Raw genomic sequence first — 16,931 nt, forward strand, 5'->3', positions numbered from 1 at the left:
TCTTTAGCCATTAATTGTTTCATCTAAAAAATTATCAATTAATGGAAAATCTAATTATTCAAAATTTACATGCTGTCCGGACAAAAAATCCGCTTGTTCACAACATCACCAATTTTGTGGTGATGAACAATACTGCAAATGCTCTTTTGGCAATTGGAGCATCGCCTGTTATGATACATGCACACAAAGAAGTGGAAAATATCGTCAAAATCTCAAATGCATTAGTCATCAATATCGGAACTCTTGATGATTATTGGGCAGAAAGCATGCTAATTGCAGCAAAAAAAGCAGATCAACTGAATAAACCTTGGGTATTAGACCCTGTTGGAGCTGGAATTTCAACTTTCAGAAATGAACTTATAAAAGAACTGCTTCGCTATCATCCTACTGTCATAAGAGGAAATGCTTCAGAAATTTTAGCTTTAGATACCTTCGAAGCTGTTCAGGGAAAAGGAGTCGACAGTACACATCAAAGTAATCAAGCGATAAAAGCAGCACACAATTTAAACCAGAAAATTGGATCTGTTGTTTGCATTTCAGGTGCTTCAGATTTTATTGTATCCAACAATCCGATAATTGAAATTAAAAATGGTCATGAATTGATGACTAAAGTTACTGGTTTAGGTTGTTCAGCAACAGCTAGCATCGGTGCTTTTATTGGCCTTAATAAAAATCCTTTCCTCGAAACGGTTAGCGGCATGGCCATATTTAGTTTAGCAGGTGAATTGGCACAGAAAAAAAGTAATGGCCCAGGAACCTTACAAATGAATTTGTATGACACGTTATACCATATATCTGCAGAAGAAATTCAAACAAATTTGAAAATCTCAGTTTATGAAGATTAATCCAACTTTTCCTTATCCTTTGTATTTAGTCATTTCTGAAAAAGATTGTACGCATCTTCATTGGTTAGATGTTGCAGAGCAAGCAATTATAGGTGGGGTTGATATCATTCAGCTTCGGGAAAAAAATTGCACTGTCAGCGAGTATATTTCAAAAGCTACAATATTAAAAAAAATTACGGACCACTACAATATCCCTTTGATTATTAACGATTCATTAGAAGTCGCAACCGCTGTTAATCCTTGGGGAATACATGTCGGGCAGTCAGATATATTACCTTCTGAAATTCACAAAAATGCACAAGCTCTAAAAAATATTGGTTGGTCTTTAGAAATTATCAAACAGTTGAATGATGATGAAATGAAATATGTACATCATTTAGGGGTAAGTCCAATATTTTCGACTCCAACAAAAACCAATACGATTACTGAATGGGGTTTTGAAGGATTAAAATTTTTGAAAACTAAAACATCAAAACCATTGATTGCAATTGGCGGAATTAATGAAAGTAATATTGCTAAAATCATACAAGCCGGTGCAGATAGTGTTGCAATTGTTTCTGCAATTTGCGGAAGCAAAAATCCAAAAAAATCTGCCCAAATTTTAAAACAAATTATTAACGAAAATGAATACCATCCAAAAAGCATATAGTGTCTTAACAATTGCCGGATTTGACGGAAGCGGTGGCGCTGGCATACAAGCTGATACCAAAACAATTTCCGCTCATGGCTGTTATGCAACAAATGTATTGACAGCCTTGCCTGTTCAAAATACACAAGGCGTACAAAATATTTACGAAATTCCTGCACAAGCAATTCGTGAACAAATTCAATCCATATTAGAGGATATTTATCCTGATGCAATAAAAATTGGAATGGTTCATAGTGTTGAATTGGTTCATATCATTTCAGAGGAATTAAAAAATTACAATAGACCGATTGTTTATGACCCTGTCATGGTTGCGACAAGTGGACATCGGTTAATCAAAGAAGAAACACTTGAAGCTTGCATAGAAAAGCTTTTTCCTTTGGCCACGCTTATCACGCCAAATCTTGATGAAGCAAGTATTTTGGTAAATCATAAAATTGATTCTGCTGAATTGATGCTTTCTTATGGAGAAACGATTTTAAATTTAGGTTGTCAGAATCTTTTATTAAAAGGCGGACATCTTCAGCAAGAAAAAATTATCAGTTATTTATTTCAAAAAGAACAACCTGTACAAAGTTATACCTCTCAAAAAATAGAGACAAAAAATACGCATGGTTCAGGCTGCACACTATCTTCTGCAATTGCGTGTAATTTAGCTTTGGGGGTTTCACTCACACAAAGTGTACAACTAGCACAAGAATATGTTGAACAAGCAATATTAGGAAGTAAAGACCTAACAATTGGAAAAGGAAATGGACCTCTTAATCATTTATTTAATCCACAAAAATTAAAAACCTATGACATTCACAACTAAAGCTTGGGAAACCATCGCGCCTATTTACAATGATATTCTAAATATGCCTTTTATAATTGAATTGCAAAATGGGTCATTACCAATAGAGAAATTTCAGTTTTACATGTTACAAGATGCAAAATATTTGGAACATTTTGGGCGAGTATTAGCTGCCATTGGATCAAAATCTGAAGACAATCAACAAGCCATTGACTTTTTCGAATTCGGAAAAAATGCATTAATTGTTGAACGTGCTTTACACGAATCCTATTTTGAGGATTTTGGATTATCGCAAAACATCATCATCGAAACACAACCTGTTTGTCACCATTATTCACATTTCTTAAAAAGTACAGCTGCATTCGAACCTATTGAAATTGCATTAGCTGCTGTTTTGCCTTGCTTTTGGATTTATAAAGAAGTTGGTGATGAAATCATCAAAAATCAAACAAAAGAAAATAATCCATATCAAAAATGGATTGAGACCTATAGTGGAGATGAATTTGGTGAAGGTGTAAAAAAAGCGAAAAGTTATGTTGATAAGATTGCAGAAGGAGCAACTGAAAAAATAAAAGAACAAATGCTAGAAGCTTTTGTCAAAGCAAGCGAATTAGAATTTCAGTTTTGGAATGCATCTTATGAAAATATCACATGGGAAAGAAAATAAATGCCATCTTTTTTGATTTTGATGGGGTAATCGTAAATAGTCAACAATTATGGGAGCTGATGTTTGATGAAGTCATTAAAATATATCGGTTGGATACGATATGTTTGGTAGAAAATGACGGAATGAATTTCACAACAAATGAAGCAATCCAATTGATGTTAGAAAATCAGCAACGCTTTACAAATCATTTGTACGAGGAAATAATCGATTGGACAGAAAAATTTTATGTCGAAAACTTTCATCAGTTTGTACAATTAAATGACCACGTTGCTGAGATGTTGGAACATTTAAAAGCCAATCAAATTCAAATTGTTCTTGTTTCCAATTCCTCTAGAAGACAAATTAAGTATGCTTTTCAACAATTAAAACTTCATTCCTATTTTGATCACACTATTTCAGCAGATGATGTTTCAAAAGGCAAACCAAATGCAGAACCTTATTTAAAAGCTTTATCATTATGCGAAAAGCAAAAGGAAGAAGTTTTAGTTATCGAAGATTCACTCACCGGAATTAATTCAGCAAAAGATGCTGGTTTAAATTATAAAATTTACAACAATTCAGATTTTTGTCTTCAGCCAAATTACATAGCTGATTTTAGGGAATTGATCAAAGAAATATAAACCTTACAAAAACAAAAAAATCCTTACTCAATAAAGAGTAAGGATTTAATATTTCTAAAGCTATTGGTAAATTACCAAGACGCTTTTTTAACACCTGGGATTAACCCTTCGTTCGCCATTTCGCGGAAAGTTACACGAGAGATCCCGAAAGTTCTCATGTATCCTCTTGGACGACCTGTTAATTTACAACGGTTGTGTAAACGTACAGGAGAAGCGTTTTTAGGTAATTTTTGTAATGCTTCGTAGTCACCAGCTTCTAATAAAGCTTGACGTTTCGCAGCATATTTAGCAACTAATGCTTCTCTTTTGCGCTCACGCGCTTTCATTGATTCTTTAGCCATGACTTCTTATTTTTCTTTAGTAAATGGTAATCCGAATTTAGATAATAAAGCTTTTGCTTCTTTATCTGTGTTCGCTGAAGTTACAAAGGTAATATCTAAACCTTGAATTTTCTTGATTTTATCAATATTAATTTCTGGGAAGATAATTTGCTCTTTGATACCTAAGTTATAGTTACCTCTACCGTCGAAACCTGTAGAAGAAATACCGCTAAAGTCACGTACACGTGGTAAAGCTGCAGATACTAAACGATCTAAGAATTCGTACATTTTCTCACCACGTAAAGTTACTTTAGCACCAATTGGCATTCCTTTACGTAATTTGAAAGCTGCTTCATCTTTCTTAGAAATTGTTCCTACTGCTTTTTGACCAGTGATTAATTCTAACTCTTCGATAGCGTAATCAACGATTTTTTTGTCAGCTGTAGCCGCACCTAAACCTTGAGATAAAACAATTTTCTCTAATTTAGGAACTTGCATAATAGATTTGTATCCGAACTCTTCTTTAAGAGCAGCTACAATCTCTTCTTTATATTTAACCTGCGGACGAGGTGTGTATGTTGTTGTACTCATCTTAGATAGCTTTTCCTGATTTTTTAGCAATTCTTACTTTTTTCCCTCCTTCTTCTTTGATCGCTACTTTCGTTGCTTTCCCAGTTTCTGGATCTACTAAAGCCAATTTACATAAATAGATTTGAGCTTCTTTTTCAACAACTCCACCTTGTGGATTTTGTGCGCTTGGCTTTACACGTTTTTTTGCAATATTAACCCCTTCAACGATAGCTTTAGCTTTGTCAGGGAATACGCGTAACACAGTACCAGTTTGACCTTTGTTAGATCCTGATAAAACGACTACTTTGTCTCCTTTTTTAATTTTTAACTTTGCCATGTTGTTCTATTATAATACCTCTGGGGCTAATGATACAATTTTCATATATTCTTTATCACGTAACTCACGAGCAACTGGACCGAATACACGAGTACCACGCATTTCTCCTTGAGTGTTCAATAATACACATGCATTATCGTCGAAACGGATATATGAACCGTCTTTTCTACGAACTTCTTTTTTAGTTCTAACTACAACAGCTTTTGATACAGCACCTTTTTTAACGTTTCCTGAAGGTGTAGCTTCTTTGATCGCAACTACGATTTTGTCACCTACTGATGCGTATCTTCTTTTAGTACCACCTAAAACGCGGATTACTAATGCTTCACGAGCTCCTGTGTTATCTGCAACTTTTAATCTAGATTCTTGTTGTAACATAACTTATCTTATTTAGCTCTTTCAATGATTTCTACTAATCTCCATCTTTTGTTTTTAGACAAAGGACGAGTCTCCATGATACGCACTGTGTCACCTTCGTTACACTCGTTATTTTCGTCGTGCGCTGTATATTTCTTCGTTTTTAAAACGAATTTCCCATAGAATGGGTGCTTTTGCTTCTTAGTTTCAGCTACAACAATGGTTTTTTCCATTTTGTTTGATGTAACTAAACCTACTCTTTCTTTTCTTAATTTTCTTTCCATCAGTTACAGATTACTGTTATGATTGTTTTTCGTTTAACACGGTATTCAAACGAGCAATTGTTCTGCGTAAGTCTCTAATACCGATTGGATTTGCTACAGGAGAAACAGCGTTTGTCAATTTTAATTGATCGTAGTTCGCTTGTTCTTCAGCTATTTTAGCTTGTAACTCCTCAACACTTAGATTTCTAATATCTGCTGCTTTCATTTTTTCTTAATTTTTGAAATTATTAATTTTGGAAATCACGTGCAACGATAAACTTAGTCTTAACAGGTAACTTCTGAGCTGCTAAACGCAATGCTTCAGTTGCAACCTCTACTGGCACACCTCCTACTTCGAATAAGATACGACCTGGTTGTACAGGAGCTACCCAATATTCTGGTGCACCTTTACCTTTACCCATACGTACCTCTGCTGGTTTCTTAGTAATTGGTTTATCTGGAAATATTTTAATCCATAATTGACCCTCTCTCTTCATGAAACGAGTTGCAGCAATACGAGCTGCCTCGATTTGACGTGCTGTAATAAACGCTTCGTCTAAAGATTTGATCCCGAAAGTCCCGTAAGCTAATTGAGTTCCTCTGTGAGAAACACCTTTCATCTTACCTTTTTGGGTTTTTCTAAACTTTACTCTTCTCGGTGATAACATATCTACTTAATTCTTTATGTTAGTTGTTAAACTAAATTATCGCTTTCTATTATTAGATCTTTCACCTCCCTTTCTGTTGTTGTCAGACTTTTTTTGTTTTTTCTGTAATCCAACTAAAGGAGATAATTCTCTCTTACCATATACCTCACCTTTCATGATCCATACTTTGATCCCTAAACGACCATAAGTTGTATGAGCTTCTGAAATGTGGTAATCAATGTCTGCACGGAATGTAGACAAAGGAATACGTCCATCTTTATAAGTTTCAGAACGTGCCATCTCTGCACCGTTTAAACGACCAGAGATTTGAACTTTGATTCCTTCTGCGTTCATTCTCATTGCTGATTGAATTGCCATTTTAATAGCACGACGGTAAGAAATACGATTCTCAATTTGACGAGCGATACTATCCCCTACTAAGATTGCATCTAATTCTGGTCTCTTAATTTCGAAGATGTTAATTTGAACCTCTTTACCAGTGATTTTCTTTAACTCTTCTTTTAATTTGTCAACTTCTTGTCCACCTTTACCAATAATGATACCTGGACGAGCAGTAGTTACAGTTACTGTAACTAATTTTAAAGTACGATCGATGTAAATACGAGAAACTCCGGCTTTAGACAAACGTGCTCTTAAATAAGTACGAATTTTTGCATCTTCTGCAATTTTATCACCGTAATCATTTCCACCGTACCAGTTAGAATCCCATCCTCTGATGATTCCTAAACGATTTCCGATTGGATTAGTTTTTTGTCCCATATTCTTAATCTTGTACTTTTTGTTTATCTTCTTTAGTTCCTAAAACCAAAGTTACATGGTTTGAACGTTTTCTGATTCTATGTGCTCTACCTTGAGGTGCAGTACGAATTCTTTTTAATTGACGTGCACTATCAACAGAGATTTCTTTAACATATAATCCAGCTTCTTCAACATCAGCTCCTTCATTTTTGATTTGCCAGTTAGCGATAGCGCTTAATAACAATTTCTCTAAACGGATTGAAGCGTGGTTTTTAGTATATTTTAAAATACCTAAAGCTTTTTGAATTTCAACTCCACGGATAATATCTACTACTAATCTCATCTTACGAGGAGAAGTAGGAACATTATTTAATTTCGCAAAAGCTACCTGCTTGTTAGCTTCTTTGATTCTTTCGTTACTTAATCTTTTTCTAGATCCCATGGCCCTTTACTATTTTTTTCCTTTGTTTTTAGCTCCGGCATGACCTCTAAAAGTACGTGTAGGAGCGAACTCACCTAATTTATGACCTACCATATTCTCAGTAACATAAACAGGAATAAATTGCTTTCCGTTGTGTACTGCGATTGTTTGACCAACAAAATCAGGAGAAATCATTGATGCTCTTGACCATGTTTTGATCACGTTTTTGCTACCGCTTTCTACGTTAGCAAGAACTTTCTTTTCTAATTTATAGTGGATGAATGGTCCTTTTTTTAATGAACGTGCCATAAATTATTTTTTTCTTCTTTCAACAATATATTTGTTAGACGCTTTCTTCTTGTCACGAGTTTTGTAACCTTTCGCTGGAATACCGTTACGAGAACGAGGGATACCTCCTGTCGCACGACCTTCACCACCACCCATTGGGTGATCTACAGGGTTCATAACCATTGGACGAGTTCTTGGACGACGACCTTGCCATCTAGAACGACCAGCTTTACCAGAAACTTCTAACTGATGGTCTGTGTTAGAAACAACACCTACTGTTGCTTTACACTCCACTAAAATCATTCTTGATTCACCACTTGGTAACTTAACGATAGCATATTTACCATCACGCGCAACTAATTGAGCATAAGTACCTGCACTTCTTGCCATAACTGCTCCTTGCCCTGGACGTAATTCAATACAAGAGATTACTGTACCTAATGGCATATTTTTAAGCTTCATAGCATTACCTACTTCTGGTTCTACGTTTTCACCTGAAACAATTACTTGTCCAGCTTTCAAACCATTTTGAGCAATAATGTAACGTTTTTCACCATCTTCGTAAGATAATAAAGCGATGAATGCAGTTCTGTTTGGATCGTATTGTACAGATTCTACAGTTGCAGCACCTTCTTTATCACGTTTGAAGTCGATGATACGATATTTTTGTTTGTGTCCACCACCGATATAACGCATTGTCATTTTACCAGTGTTGTTACGTCCACCCGATTTAGATTTTCCTTCAACTAATGTCTTTTCTGGCTTAGCATTTTTATCTACTGCCGCAAATTCATTAACCACTCTAAAACGTTGTCCCGGGGTGATAGGTTTTAATTTTCTTACTGACATTTTTTAATTCTTAAATTATCCGAACAACTCTATTTCTTGACCTTCAGCTAAGCTAACGATCGCTTTTTTCAACTTATTTGTTTTTCCAGTTTGAAAACCTGTTTTTGTGTAACGAGTTTTTACTTTTGGAGCAGATACTAAAGTACTAACAGAAACTACAGATACACCGTAAGTTTTTTCTACAGCTTCTTTAATTTGAATTTTGTTAGCTTTTGTGTCTACATAAAACGAATATTGCCCTAACAACTCACTGTTATTAGTTGCTTTTTCTGAAATTACTGGTTTAATTATGATTCCCATTTTCTTCGTCTTATTTTGTTAAATTTTCTTGAACTGTTGCTAAAGAACCTTCTAAAAATACGATTTGAGAAGCATTGATTAAATCAAATACATTTAATTCCTCAGTTGTAACAACTTTAACTTTTTGTAAGTTACGAGAAGATAAATATACATTGCTATTAGATTCACCTAATACGAATAATGATTTTGTGTTCTCTAATCCTAAATCAGTTAAAACAGTTTTGAACTCTTTAGTTCTTGGAGCTTCGAAAGAAAAGTTTTCAACAACTTTGATTTCATTCTCAGCTAACTTTTGTGATAAAACTGATTTTTTAGCTAATCTCTTTTGTGCTTTGTTTAATTTGAAAGAGTAGTTTCTTGGACGTGGTCCGAAAACTCTACCTCCTCCTCTAAACACTGGAGATTTGATAGAACCAGCACGAGCTGTACCTGTTCCTTTTTGCTTTTTGATTTTACGAGTTGATCCCGCAATCTCAGCTCTTTCTTTTGCTTTGTGCGTTCCTTGGCGTTGAGCTGCTAAATATTGTTTAACTTCTAAGTACACTGTGTGTGTAGAAGGCTCAATTCCGAAAACTGCCTCGTCTAAAGATACTGTTCTTCCAGTTTCTTGACCTTTGATGTTTAATACTACTACTTCCATCTTCTAACGATTACGTATGAATTTTTAGGACCTGGGATAGCACCTTTAACAATTAAAAGATTTTTCTCAGTATCCACTTTAAGTACTTTTAAGTTCTGAACAGTAACTTGTTTACCACCCATTCTTCCAGCCATACGCATTCCTTTGAATACACGAGATGGATCTGAACCAGCACCGATAGAACCTGGAGCTCTTAAACGGTTATGTTGACCGTGTGTAGCTTGACCTACCCCACCGAAACCATGACGTTTAACAACACCTTGGAAACCTTTTCCTTTTGAAGTACCTGTAATACTTACAAATTCTCCTTCGTTGAATAATTCAACGTTAACTTCTCCTCCTAGAGTTAAAGAGTTCACGAATTCTTCACCGTAAAACTCAACTAACTTTCTCTTTGGAGTCGTTCCTGCTTTTTTAAAGTGACCTTTTAAAGCATTAGTCGTGTTTTTTTCTTTTGCGTCATCGAAACCAAGTTGAGCAGCAACGTACCCATCTTTCTCTACGGTTCTGACTTGAGTAACCACACATGGCCCAGCCTCTACGATTGTCACAGGAATATTTTTCCCGTTCTCATCAAATAAGCTAGTCATCGCGATTTTTTTACCAATGATACCTGACATTTGATTAAAATATGTTAATAATTTGTTTAATATTTCAGAGAATGTGGACTTTCGACCACTAGAGATCTTCTCTAAAATTAGCATGCAAATGTATGAATTAATTTGTAAACAACAAACTTTCAATTGATTATTTTTCAAAAGTTTACAAACAGCGAAAAATATCAATCAAAGCATTCTTAATAGCAATTCATAAAAAAACCCTGAGATGTGCACGTCTCAGGGTTTATATTTATTTAAAATACAGCTAACTATACTTTAATTTCTACTTCAACACCACTAGGTAATTCTAACTTCATTAAAGCATCAACTGTTTTAGATGAAGAAGAATAAATGTCTAATAATCTTTTGTGAGCTGATAATTGAAATTGCTCGCGAGATTTTTTGTTAACGTGTGGAGATCTTAAAACTGTAAAGATTCTTTTGTGAGTTGGTAATGGAATTGGTCCATTAACAACAGCTCCTGTAGCTTTTACAGTTTTTACGATTTTTTCAGCTGATTTATCAACTAAAGAATAATCGTAAGATTTTAATTTTATTCTAATTTTTTGACTCATTTTTCTTGAATTAAGCGTTACCTTTTGCTTTAGCGATTACAGCTTCAGACACGTTTGTTGGTGCTGGAGCGTAGTGATCGAATTCCATTGTAGATGTAGCACGACCAGAAGATAATGTACGTAATGAAGTTACATATCCGAACATTTCTGCTAATGGAACCATAGCTTTAATAACTTTAGCGTTATTTCTATCATCCATTCCTGATACTTGACCACGACGACGGTTTAAGTCACCTACAATATCACCCATGTTTTCTTCTGGAGTTAAAACCTCTAACTTCATGATAGGCTCTAAGATTTGAGCACCAGCGGCTTTTGCAGCAGCTTTGTAACCCATTTGAGCAGCTAACTCGAAAGATAATTGGTCAGAATCCACAGGGTGGAAAGATCCATCTTTTAAAGTAACTTTTAACGAATCCATTTCGAATCCTGCTAAAGGTCCATTCTTCATTGCAGCTTTAAAACCTTTCTCAATAGAAGGGATAAATTCTTTAGGAACGTTACCACCTTTAATTTCTGAAACGAATTCTAAACCTACTTTTCCTTCATCTGCTGGTCCCATTTCGAAAACGATATCAGCAAATTTACCACGACCACCTGATTGTTTTTTGTAAACCTCACGGTGATTAGCTGGACGAGAGAATGATTCTTTGTACTCTACTTGAGGCTCACCTTGGTTAACCTCTACTTTAAATTCACGTTTTAAACGGTCAACGATGATATCTAAGTGTAACTCACCCATACCAGAAATAACTGTTTGACCAGAAGCCTCATCAGTTTTTACTTGGAATGTTGGATCTTCTTCAGCTAATTTAGCTAAAGCCATACCTAATTTATCAACGTCAGCTTTCGTTTTAGGCTCAACTGCGATACCAATTACTGGATCTGGGAAGTCCATAGACTCTAATACGATAGGGGCTTTTTCATCACATAAAGTATCTCCTGTTTTGATATCTTTGAAACCTACTGCAGCTCCAATATCACCTGCTTCGATTCTCTCGATAGGCTCTTGTTTGTTAGCGTGCATTTGGAAGATACGAGAAATACGTTCTTTGTTACCAGAACGAGTATTTAATACGTAAGATCCAGCGTCTAATCCACCTGAATAAGCACGGAAGAATGCTAAACGACCTACGAATGGGTCAGTAGCAATTTTGAATGCTAATGCTGCGAATGGCTCATCAACTGAAGGTTTTCTTGAGATAGGCTCGTCAGTTTTTGGGTCAGTTCCTGGGATCGCTTCTTTATCACTTGGTGATGGTAAGTAACGACATACAGCATCTAACATGAATTGTACACCTTTGTTTTTGAACGAAGATCCACAAGTCATTGGGATGATAGACATATCTAATGTTGCAGCACGTAATGCAGCGTGAACTTCTTCTTCAGTAATAGAGTTTTCGTCCTCCATGTACTTCTCTAATAAGTTCTCGTCATACGCAGCTACTTCTTCAATTAATTGACCACGGAATTGTCTTACATCGTCAACCATATCAGCTGGGATTTCAACAACATCAAATGTAGAACCATGATTCTCATCATGCCATACAATTGCACGGTTTTTAATTAAATCTACAACTCCTTTAAAGTCTGCTTCGTCACCGATTGGTAATACAATAGGAACAGCATTTGACCCTAACATTTCACGTACTTGACGACATACATTTAAGAAGTCAGCTCCTTGACGGTCCATTTTGTTAACGAAACCTAAACGAGGAACTTTATAGTTATCTGCTAAACGCCAGTTTGTTTCAGATTGAGGTTCAACTCCATCTACTGCTGAGAATAAGAAAACTAAACCATCTAAAACACGTAAAGAACGGTTTACCTCTACTGTAAAGTCAACGTGACCAGGAGTGTCGATAATATTAAAGTGGTACCCTTTAGCGTCTGGTAATGGTTTACCTTGTTCTGTTGGGAATGTCCAATCTACTGTTACAGCTGCAGAAGTAATTGTAATACCTCTTTCAGCTTCTTGCTCCATCCAGTCAGTTGTAGCTGATCCTTCGTGAGTTTCTCCAATTTTGTGATTCTTACCTGAATAGAATAAGATACGCTCTGTCGTTGTAGTTTTTCCTGCATCGATGTGAGCAGCAATACCAATGTTTCTTGTGTATTTTAAATCTCTTGCCATCTTGTATTAGAATCTAAAGTGAGAGAATGCTTTGTTAGCTTCTGCCATTTTGTGAGTATCTTGACGTTTTTTAACGGCAGATCCTTCCTCTTTAGCAGCTGCAATAATTTCTCCAGCTAATTTTTGAGCCATCGATTTCTCGTTTCTGTTACGAGAATATTTGATTAACCATTTCATTGCTGTTGAAATTTTACGGTCTGGACGAATTTCCATTGGAATTTGGAATGTAGCTCCACCAACACGGCGAGAACGTACTTCTACGTGAGGCATTACATTAGATAATGCTTCTTTCCAAATGTCTAATGAAGTTTTTTCTGCATCTTCTTTACGAGAATCTACGATTTCTAACGCATCATAGAAAATTTTGAATGCTACAGATTTTTTTCCGTCGTACATTAAGTTGTTTACGAAACGAGTTACTAACTGATCATTAAATTTAGGATCTGGAAGTAAAGGTCTTTTTTTAGCTCTTGTCTTTCTCATCTTACCTTAAATTTATTTTTTAGCATCTTTAGGACGTTTCGCTCCATACTTACTTCTACGTTGAGTACGTCCGTTTACTCCCGCAGTATCTAACGCTCCACGTACAATGTGGTAACGCACACCTGGTAAATCTTTAACTCTACCTCCTCTAACCAATACTATCGAGTGCTCTTGAAGATTATGACCTTCACCACCGATGTACGCGTTAACTTCTTTCCCGTTTGTTAATCTAACACGAGCAACTTTACGCATTGCTGAGTTAGGTTTCTTAGGAGTTGTAGTGTAAACACGTGTACAAACACCGCGGCGTTGTGGACATGATTCCAATGCAGCCGATTTACTCTTCTTGGTTAGTTTTTTTCTACCTTTTCTAACTAATTGTTGAATTGTTGGCATACTAATTAAATTTCCTTTTAAATTTGGATTAAACCCATTTTTTGGGCATGCAAAACTACAAATAATTTATACAAAAACAAATAATAATGGATTTATTTTACATTGATTTATAATTTTTTAAAGAATTATAAACTATATTTTACAGAATTTTAATTCAAGAATAACAAAACAAGTAAATTATCAATAAACCTAATTTTTGATAAGTGATAGTATCTTATCTACATCTATTGACAACAAAATTTATTAAAACTTTATCCTATATTATTTTTCTCTAAGCTAATAACTTTTCGTATTTTTAATTAATCTGAATATCATATAATTATCGATATATTTTAATAAAAACGTTCGCATAATATTTATTTAATGTTAATTTTACATTAGAAAAATTAATTTTGCACTTCAAAACATTATTGAATGTCGGTAAACTCATTTTTTAAATTATTTACTCCGAAGGATAAAGTATTCTATCCTTTGTTCGAGGAAGCTTCAAAAAGTTTAATCAAATTAGCTGAATTGTTACATGAATGTGTAAACGCTCCAGTTGAAGAACGCGAAGATTACATCGCGCAAATTTCTAAGATAGAAAGCAAAATTGAATATCTTACTCAAAAAACAAATTTAGAGTTAAGCAAAAACTTTATCACACCTTTTGACAGAGAAGATATTTATCAATTAGTAAAATCTATCGATTATGTTGCAGATAATTTAAATGGAGCAGCGAATCGTATCAATATTTATCAAGTAGATAAAATTACAAAATCTATCCGCAAAATTACAGCTGTTAACTTAGAGGCTTGTCAATTAATCGGAGAGGGAATTGAGCAATTGAAAGATTTGAGAAACGTAAATCGTATTTACGAAATATGTGAACGAATCAATAAATTAGAAAATAAATCGGATCGTATTTTTGATAAAGCAGTTCAGGAAATTTTCGAAAACGAAACTGATGTTAAAAATATCATCAAGTATAAGGAGGTTTTATCTTCATTAGAATCTGCAACAGACAAGTGTAAAAGTGTTGCTAACGTATTGGAAGCTGTAGCGGTAAAACATTCATAACCAAAACTTAATCTAAAAGATTATGACAGATTTTTTTTCAGCGTTTTCGAGCATGTTATCGTCTACGCCAGGAATGTTATTGATTACTATTATCGTCTTAGCTTTTGTTTTTGATTATATTAATGGTTTTCACGACGCCGCAAACTCAATTGCTACAATTGTTGCAACTAAGGTTTTAACGCCTTTTCAAGCTGTACTTTGGGCTGCCGCATTCAACTTTGCTGCTTACTTTATTTCAGTTTATTGGATTGGAGAATTTAAGATTGGTAACACTATTGCAAAGTCGATTAACGAGCATTTTATTACACTAGAAGTTATTTTAGCTGGAATTATCGCTGCAATTTCTTGGAACTTATTAACATGGAAGTTTGGTATTCCTTCTTCTTCTTCTCATACATTAATTGGTGGTTTCATTGGAGCTGCATTAGCTCACGCCGGTGGTTTTTCTGCTGGTGGAGAAGATGTAATTGTTTACAAAAAAGTAATTCCAATTATTTGCTTTATCGTATTAGCACCATTAATTGGTATGATTATCGCCTCGATATTAACCATAATCACGCTTCATATTTGCAAAAGAGCCAAACCTGCAAAAGCAGAATGGTGGTTCAAGAAATTACAATTAGTTTCTTCTGCTCTTTTCTCTTTAGGACATGGTATGAATGATGCGCAAAAAGTAATGGGTATTATTGGAGCAGCGGTTATCTTTTATCACATTAATGTCGATTTTGATCCGGCTTATGTACAAGCAGAAGATAAATTCCAGTATTTCGTAGCGCATTGGATGTGGGTTCCTATTACATCGTTTGTTGTTATCGCATTAGGTACAATGGGTGGTGGATGGAAAATCATCAAAACGATGGGTTCTAAAATTACAAAAGTAACGCCATTGGAAGGTGTAGTTGCTGAAACTTCTGGAGCAATGACGCTTTATATTTCTGAGCATTTCGGAATTCCAGTTTCTACAACGCATACAATTACAGGTTCTATTATTGGTGTAGGTTTAACGAAACGTGTATCTGCAGTTCGTTGGGGAGTTACAATCAGTTTACTTTGGGCGTGGGTTCTTACTATCCCAGTCTCTGCATTATTAGCTGCATTAATCTACTACATCGTAACATTATTTGTTTAAAAATAACAATCAATATCATTAATATTTAGGAGCTTTTATTAGCTCCTTTTTTATTTTTGAAATAATTTTCGAAATTGATAAATGATAAGTTTAATAAAGTTTTAAATTTGCGCCATGCAATTAACTGTATTATTTATCATTATCGGCTTAGCCATTTTATTTGATTTCTTAAATGGTTTTCACGATGCCGCAAACTCTATTGCAACGGTTGTTACTACAAAGGTTTTAACTCCTATTCAAGCCGTTATATGGGCTGCATTCTTCAATTTTGTTGCTTTCTTCATTGCCAAATTTATCATTGGAGAATTTGGAGTTGCAGACACAATCGCAAAAATTATTAAAGAAGATGTTGTCGTCGCATTTGGATCCAATCCATCTATCGTTGTTATGGCGGCGCTTTCTGCAGCAATCACTTGGAATATTTTAACTTGGAAATTAGGAATCCCTTCCTCTTCATCTCACACCTTGATTGGTGGTTTAGCTGGAGGTGCATTAGCTGCAACAGGTTATGATTTTTCTGCTATTAACAGTACGATTATCTTAACGATTATCGCTTTTATTTTGGTTGCACCAATTATTGGTTTAGTCGCTGGTAATGTTATTTACATCATCACGCTGAATCTTTGTCGAAATGCAAAACCACATAAAGCAGATGCTTGGTTCAAGAAATTGCAATTAGTTTCTTCTGCGATGTTGAGTATTGGTCATGGTTTGAATGATTCTCAAAAAGTAATGGGAGTGATCACGTTTGCTTTACTTGCTAATCAAACTGCAATTGTTAATACGGATATGAATGATTGGATTTTGAATGATGTTTTCAATTGGAAGCATTGGTTCATCACAACAAGTAGTACTGATATTCACGATTGGGTTCCGATTATGTGTTTCTCTGCAATTGCTTTAGGAACTTTAGGTGGCGGAATGAAAATCCTAAAAACGATGGGAAATAAAATTACAAAAATTACTCCTATCGAAGGTTTCACTGCTCAAACAGCTTCAGCTATTACATTATTTTTTACTGAACATATCAAAATGCCAGTTTCTACAACTCACGTGATCACAGGATCTATTATTGGTGTTGGAATGGTAAAAAGAGTTTCTGCCGTTCGTTGGGGAGTTACAATTAGTTTATTATGGGCTTGGATTTTGACAATTCCAGTTTCTGCACTTATTGCAACAGGATTTTATTATCTATTTTCGATGTTTTTCTAACATTAAAAATTTAATCATATAA

26 protein-coding genes are annotated in these 16,931 nt (G+C 34.9%); 8 read left to right on the top strand and 18 right to left on the bottom strand.

Annotated elements, in window-relative coordinates; all coding sequences use genetic code 11:
* The first annotated feature begins 41 nt into the window (after nucleotides 1–41).
* From thiM to B4E59_RS11925, 5 genes are read left to right on the top strand one after another with little or no spacing between them, the layout of a single operon-like run.
* Nucleotides 42–845, top strand: a complete 804-nt coding sequence (gene thiM / locus B4E59_RS11905) for a hydroxyethylthiazole kinase (RefSeq protein ID WP_221853935.1) — start codon at nucleotides 42–44, stop codon at nucleotides 843–845.
* A complete protein-coding gene (thiE, locus tag B4E59_RS11910) occupies nucleotides 835–1,494 on the top strand; it encodes a thiamine phosphate synthase (RefSeq protein WP_038335526.1) in 660 nt (219 codons plus the stop codon). The genes thiM and thiE overlap by 11 nt, the downstream gene beginning before the upstream one ends.
* Nucleotides 1,469–2,305 (top strand): bifunctional hydroxymethylpyrimidine kinase/phosphomethylpyrimidine kinase, encoded by an 837-nt coding sequence (gene thiD, locus B4E59_RS11915; protein WP_038335524.1) that lies wholly within the window; start codon nucleotides 1,469–1,471, stop codon nucleotides 2,303–2,305. The genes thiE and thiD overlap by 26 nt, the downstream gene beginning before the upstream one ends.
* Nucleotides 2,289–2,951 carry a thiaminase II gene (gene tenA, locus B4E59_RS11920; RefSeq protein WP_038335522.1) on the top strand — a complete coding sequence of 221 codons (663 nt, stop codon included), beginning with the start codon at nucleotides 2,289–2,291 and terminating at the stop codon, nucleotides 2,949–2,951. The genes thiD and tenA overlap by 17 nt, the downstream gene beginning before the upstream one ends.
* Nucleotides 2,936–3,571 (top strand): HAD family hydrolase, encoded by a 636-nt coding sequence (locus B4E59_RS11925; RefSeq protein ID WP_125349695.1) that lies wholly within the window; start codon nucleotides 2,936–2,938, stop codon nucleotides 3,569–3,571. The genes tenA and B4E59_RS11925 overlap by 16 nt, the downstream gene beginning before the upstream one ends.
* A gap of 71 nt (nucleotides 3,572–3,642) precedes the next feature.
* Here B4E59_RS11925 and rpsN read toward each other — a convergent pair whose 3' ends face one another.
* From rpsN to rpsL, 18 genes are all read right to left on the bottom strand, one after another.
* Nucleotides 3,643–3,912 carry a 30S ribosomal protein S14 gene (gene rpsN, locus B4E59_RS11930; protein WP_019974193.1) on the bottom strand — a complete coding sequence of 90 codons (270 nt, stop codon included), beginning with the start codon at nucleotides 3,910–3,912 and terminating at the stop codon, nucleotides 3,643–3,645.
* A 6-nt stretch (nucleotides 3,913–3,918) separates the two neighbouring features.
* Complete coding sequence (gene rplE, locus B4E59_RS11935) at nucleotides 3,919–4,482, bottom strand: 50S ribosomal protein L5 (protein WP_038335516.1); 564 nt, start codon at nucleotides 4,480–4,482, stop codon at nucleotides 3,919–3,921.
* Between the two features lies 1 nt (nucleotide 4,483).
* Nucleotides 4,484–4,798, bottom strand: a complete 315-nt coding sequence (gene rplX, locus B4E59_RS11940) for a 50S ribosomal protein L24 (RefSeq protein ID WP_038335509.1) — start codon at nucleotides 4,796–4,798, stop codon at nucleotides 4,484–4,486.
* A 9-nt stretch (nucleotides 4,799–4,807) separates the two neighbouring features.
* The gene (gene rplN / locus B4E59_RS11945) at nucleotides 4,808–5,176 is read right to left on the bottom strand and encodes a 50S ribosomal protein L14 (protein WP_019974196.1); all 369 of its coding nucleotides are present in this window, start codon (nucleotides 5,174–5,176) and stop codon (nucleotides 4,808–4,810) included.
* 8 nt (nucleotides 5,177–5,184) lie between these two features.
* Complete coding sequence (gene rpsQ / locus B4E59_RS11950; protein ID WP_019974197.1) at nucleotides 5,185–5,439, bottom strand: 30S ribosomal protein S17; 255 nt, start codon at nucleotides 5,437–5,439, stop codon at nucleotides 5,185–5,187.
* 16 nt (nucleotides 5,440–5,455) lie between these two features.
* Nucleotides 5,456–5,644 (bottom strand): 50S ribosomal protein L29, encoded by a 189-nt coding sequence (gene rpmC / locus B4E59_RS11955; RefSeq protein ID WP_038335494.1) that lies wholly within the window; start codon nucleotides 5,642–5,644, stop codon nucleotides 5,456–5,458.
* A 22-nt stretch (nucleotides 5,645–5,666) separates the two neighbouring features.
* A complete protein-coding gene (rplP, locus tag B4E59_RS11960) occupies nucleotides 5,667–6,086 on the bottom strand; it encodes a 50S ribosomal protein L16 (RefSeq protein WP_038335490.1) in 420 nt (139 codons plus the stop codon).
* A 36-nt stretch (nucleotides 6,087–6,122) separates the two neighbouring features.
* Nucleotides 6,123–6,845 carry a 30S ribosomal protein S3 gene (rpsC, locus tag B4E59_RS11965; RefSeq protein WP_019974200.1) on the bottom strand — a complete coding sequence of 241 codons (723 nt, stop codon included), beginning with the start codon at nucleotides 6,843–6,845 and terminating at the stop codon, nucleotides 6,123–6,125.
* A gap of 4 nt (nucleotides 6,846–6,849) precedes the next feature.
* Nucleotides 6,850–7,266, bottom strand: coding sequence for a 50S ribosomal protein L22 (gene rplV / locus B4E59_RS11970; RefSeq protein ID WP_019974201.1), 417 nt, complete (start codon nucleotides 7,264–7,266; stop codon nucleotides 6,850–6,852).
* A 9-nt stretch (nucleotides 7,267–7,275) separates the two neighbouring features.
* On the bottom strand, nucleotides 7,276–7,554 hold the full coding sequence (gene rpsS, locus B4E59_RS11975) for a 30S ribosomal protein S19 (RefSeq protein ID WP_019974202.1): 279 nt from the start codon (nucleotides 7,552–7,554) through the stop codon (nucleotides 7,276–7,278).
* 3 nt (nucleotides 7,555–7,557) lie between these two features.
* Nucleotides 7,558–8,382 (bottom strand): 50S ribosomal protein L2, encoded by an 825-nt coding sequence (gene rplB / locus B4E59_RS11980; protein WP_038335472.1) that lies wholly within the window; start codon nucleotides 8,380–8,382, stop codon nucleotides 7,558–7,560.
* A 15-nt stretch (nucleotides 8,383–8,397) separates the two neighbouring features.
* Nucleotides 8,398–8,682: a 50S ribosomal protein L23 gene (gene rplW, locus B4E59_RS11985; protein ID WP_038335466.1), complete on the bottom strand. Its 285-nt coding sequence runs from the start codon at nucleotides 8,680–8,682 to the stop codon at nucleotides 8,398–8,400.
* A 10-nt stretch (nucleotides 8,683–8,692) separates the two neighbouring features.
* Nucleotides 8,693–9,322: a 50S ribosomal protein L4 gene (gene rplD, locus B4E59_RS11990; protein WP_038335460.1), complete on the bottom strand. Its 630-nt coding sequence runs from the start codon at nucleotides 9,320–9,322 to the stop codon at nucleotides 8,693–8,695.
* Nucleotides 9,313–9,942, bottom strand: coding sequence for a 50S ribosomal protein L3 (gene rplC / locus B4E59_RS11995; protein WP_038335606.1), 630 nt, complete (start codon nucleotides 9,940–9,942; stop codon nucleotides 9,313–9,315). The genes rplD and rplC overlap by 10 nt, the downstream gene beginning before the upstream one ends.
* A gap of 248 nt (nucleotides 9,943–10,190) precedes the next feature.
* Nucleotides 10,191–10,496, bottom strand: coding sequence for a 30S ribosomal protein S10 (rpsJ, locus tag B4E59_RS12000; protein WP_019974208.1), 306 nt, complete (start codon nucleotides 10,494–10,496; stop codon nucleotides 10,191–10,193).
* A gap of 10 nt (nucleotides 10,497–10,506) precedes the next feature.
* On the bottom strand, nucleotides 10,507–12,630 hold the full coding sequence (gene fusA, locus B4E59_RS12005; protein ID WP_219034156.1) for an elongation factor G: 2,124 nt from the start codon (nucleotides 12,628–12,630) through the stop codon (nucleotides 10,507–10,509).
* Between the two features lie 6 nt (nucleotides 12,631–12,636).
* Nucleotides 12,637–13,113 carry a 30S ribosomal protein S7 gene (rpsG, locus tag B4E59_RS12010; protein ID WP_019974210.1) on the bottom strand — a complete coding sequence of 159 codons (477 nt, stop codon included), beginning with the start codon at nucleotides 13,111–13,113 and terminating at the stop codon, nucleotides 12,637–12,639.
* Between the two features lie 12 nt (nucleotides 13,114–13,125).
* A complete protein-coding gene (gene rpsL, locus B4E59_RS12015) occupies nucleotides 13,126–13,509 on the bottom strand; it encodes a 30S ribosomal protein S12 (RefSeq protein WP_019974211.1) in 384 nt (127 codons plus the stop codon).
* A gap of 414 nt (nucleotides 13,510–13,923) precedes the next feature.
* Between rpsL and B4E59_RS12020 the strand changes: the two genes are divergently transcribed.
* The 3 genes from B4E59_RS12020 (at nucleotide 13,924) to B4E59_RS12030 (ending at nucleotide 16,909) form a co-directional block, all read left to right on the top strand.
* A complete protein-coding gene (locus tag B4E59_RS12020) occupies nucleotides 13,924–14,568 on the top strand; it encodes a DUF47 domain-containing protein (RefSeq protein ID WP_038335434.1) in 645 nt (214 codons plus the stop codon).
* 22 nt (nucleotides 14,569–14,590) lie between these two features.
* Nucleotides 14,591–15,697, top strand: coding sequence for an inorganic phosphate transporter (locus B4E59_RS12025; RefSeq protein WP_260509517.1), 1,107 nt, complete (start codon nucleotides 14,591–14,593; stop codon nucleotides 15,695–15,697).
* Between the two features lie 114 nt (nucleotides 15,698–15,811).
* Nucleotides 15,812–16,909, top strand: coding sequence for an inorganic phosphate transporter (locus B4E59_RS12030; protein ID WP_038335433.1), 1,098 nt, complete (start codon nucleotides 15,812–15,814; stop codon nucleotides 16,907–16,909).
* Nucleotides 16,910–16,931: the final 22 nt, after the last annotated feature.

It is taken from the genome of Empedobacter sp. UBA2044 (genome assembly GCF_002333005.1).
GTDB lineage: Bacteria > Bacteroidota > Bacteroidia > Flavobacteriales > Weeksellaceae > Empedobacter > Empedobacter falsenii_B.

Bases quoted from the DNA above. Each gene is read 5' to 3' on its own strand.
- rplV (WP_019974201.1), bottom strand. From the start codon at position 7,266: ATGGGATCTAGAAAAAGATTAAGTAACGAAAGAATCAAAGAAGCTAAC.
- rplC (WP_038335606.1), bottom strand. From the start codon at position 9,942: ATGTCAGGTATCATTGGTAAAAAAATCGCGATGACTAGCTTATTTGAT.
- thiE (WP_038335526.1), top strand. From the start codon at position 835: ATGAAGATTAATCCAACTTTTCCTTATCCTTTGTATTTAGTCATTTCT.
- rplW (WP_038335466.1), bottom strand. From the start codon at position 8,682: ATGGGAATCATAATTAAACCAGTAATTTCAGAAAAAGCAACTAATAAC.
- rplN (WP_019974196.1), bottom strand. From the start codon at position 5,176: ATGTTACAACAAGAATCTAGATTAAAAGTTGCAGATAACACAGGAGCT.
- thiM (WP_221853935.1), top strand. From the start codon at position 42: ATGGAAAATCTAATTATTCAAAATTTACATGCTGTCCGGACAAAAAAT.
- rpmC (WP_038335494.1), bottom strand. From the start codon at position 5,644: ATGAAAGCAGCAGATATTAGAAATCTAAGTGTTGAGGAGTTACAAGCT.
- rplX (WP_038335509.1), bottom strand. From the start codon at position 4,798: ATGGCAAAGTTAAAAATTAAAAAAGGAGACAAAGTAGTCGTTTTATCA.
- rplD (WP_038335460.1), bottom strand. From the start codon at position 9,322: ATGGAAGTAGTAGTATTAAACATCAAAGGTCAAGAAACTGGAAGAACA.
- rpsQ (WP_019974197.1), bottom strand. From the start codon at position 5,439: ATGGAAAGAAAATTAAGAAAAGAAAGAGTAGGTTTAGTTACATCAAAC.
- rplP (WP_038335490.1), bottom strand. From the start codon at position 6,086: ATGTTATCACCGAGAAGAGTAAAGTTTAGAAAAACCCAAAAAGGTAAG.
- rpsS (WP_019974202.1), bottom strand. From the start codon at position 7,554: ATGGCACGTTCATTAAAAAAAGGACCATTCATCCACTATAAATTAGAA.
- B4E59_RS12030 (WP_038335433.1), top strand. From the start codon at position 15,812: ATGCAATTAACTGTATTATTTATCATTATCGGCTTAGCCATTTTATTT.
- rplE (WP_038335516.1), bottom strand. From the start codon at position 4,482: ATGAGTACAACAACATACACACCTCGTCCGCAGGTTAAATATAAAGAA.
- B4E59_RS12025 (WP_260509517.1), top strand. From the start codon at position 14,591: ATGACAGATTTTTTTTCAGCGTTTTCGAGCATGTTATCGTCTACGCCA.
- tenA (WP_038335522.1), top strand. From the start codon at position 2,289: ATGACATTCACAACTAAAGCTTGGGAAACCATCGCGCCTATTTACAAT.
- rpsC (WP_019974200.1), bottom strand. From the start codon at position 6,845: ATGGGACAAAAAACTAATCCAATCGGAAATCGTTTAGGAATCATCAGA.
- rpsN (WP_019974193.1), bottom strand. From the start codon at position 3,912: ATGGCTAAAGAATCAATGAAAGCGCGTGAGCGCAAAAGAGAAGCATTA.
- fusA (WP_219034156.1), bottom strand. From the start codon at position 12,630: ATGGCAAGAGATTTAAAATACACAAGAAACATTGGTATTGCTGCTCAC.
- rplB (WP_038335472.1), bottom strand. From the start codon at position 8,382: ATGTCAGTAAGAAAATTAAAACCTATCACCCCGGGACAACGTTTTAGA.
- rpsJ (WP_019974208.1), bottom strand. From the start codon at position 10,496: ATGAGTCAAAAAATTAGAATAAAATTAAAATCTTACGATTATTCTTTA.
- rpsL (WP_019974211.1), bottom strand. From the start codon at position 13,509: ATGCCAACAATTCAACAATTAGTTAGAAAAGGTAGAAAAAAACTAACC.
- rpsG (WP_019974210.1), bottom strand. From the start codon at position 13,113: ATGAGAAAGACAAGAGCTAAAAAAAGACCTTTACTTCCAGATCCTAAA.
- B4E59_RS12020 (WP_038335434.1), top strand. From the start codon at position 13,924: ATGTCGGTAAACTCATTTTTTAAATTATTTACTCCGAAGGATAAAGTA.
- thiD (WP_038335524.1), top strand. From the start codon at position 1,469: ATGAATACCATCCAAAAAGCATATAGTGTCTTAACAATTGCCGGATTT.
- B4E59_RS11925 (WP_125349695.1), top strand. From the start codon at position 2,936: ATGGGAAAGAAAATAAATGCCATCTTTTTTGATTTTGATGGGGTAATC.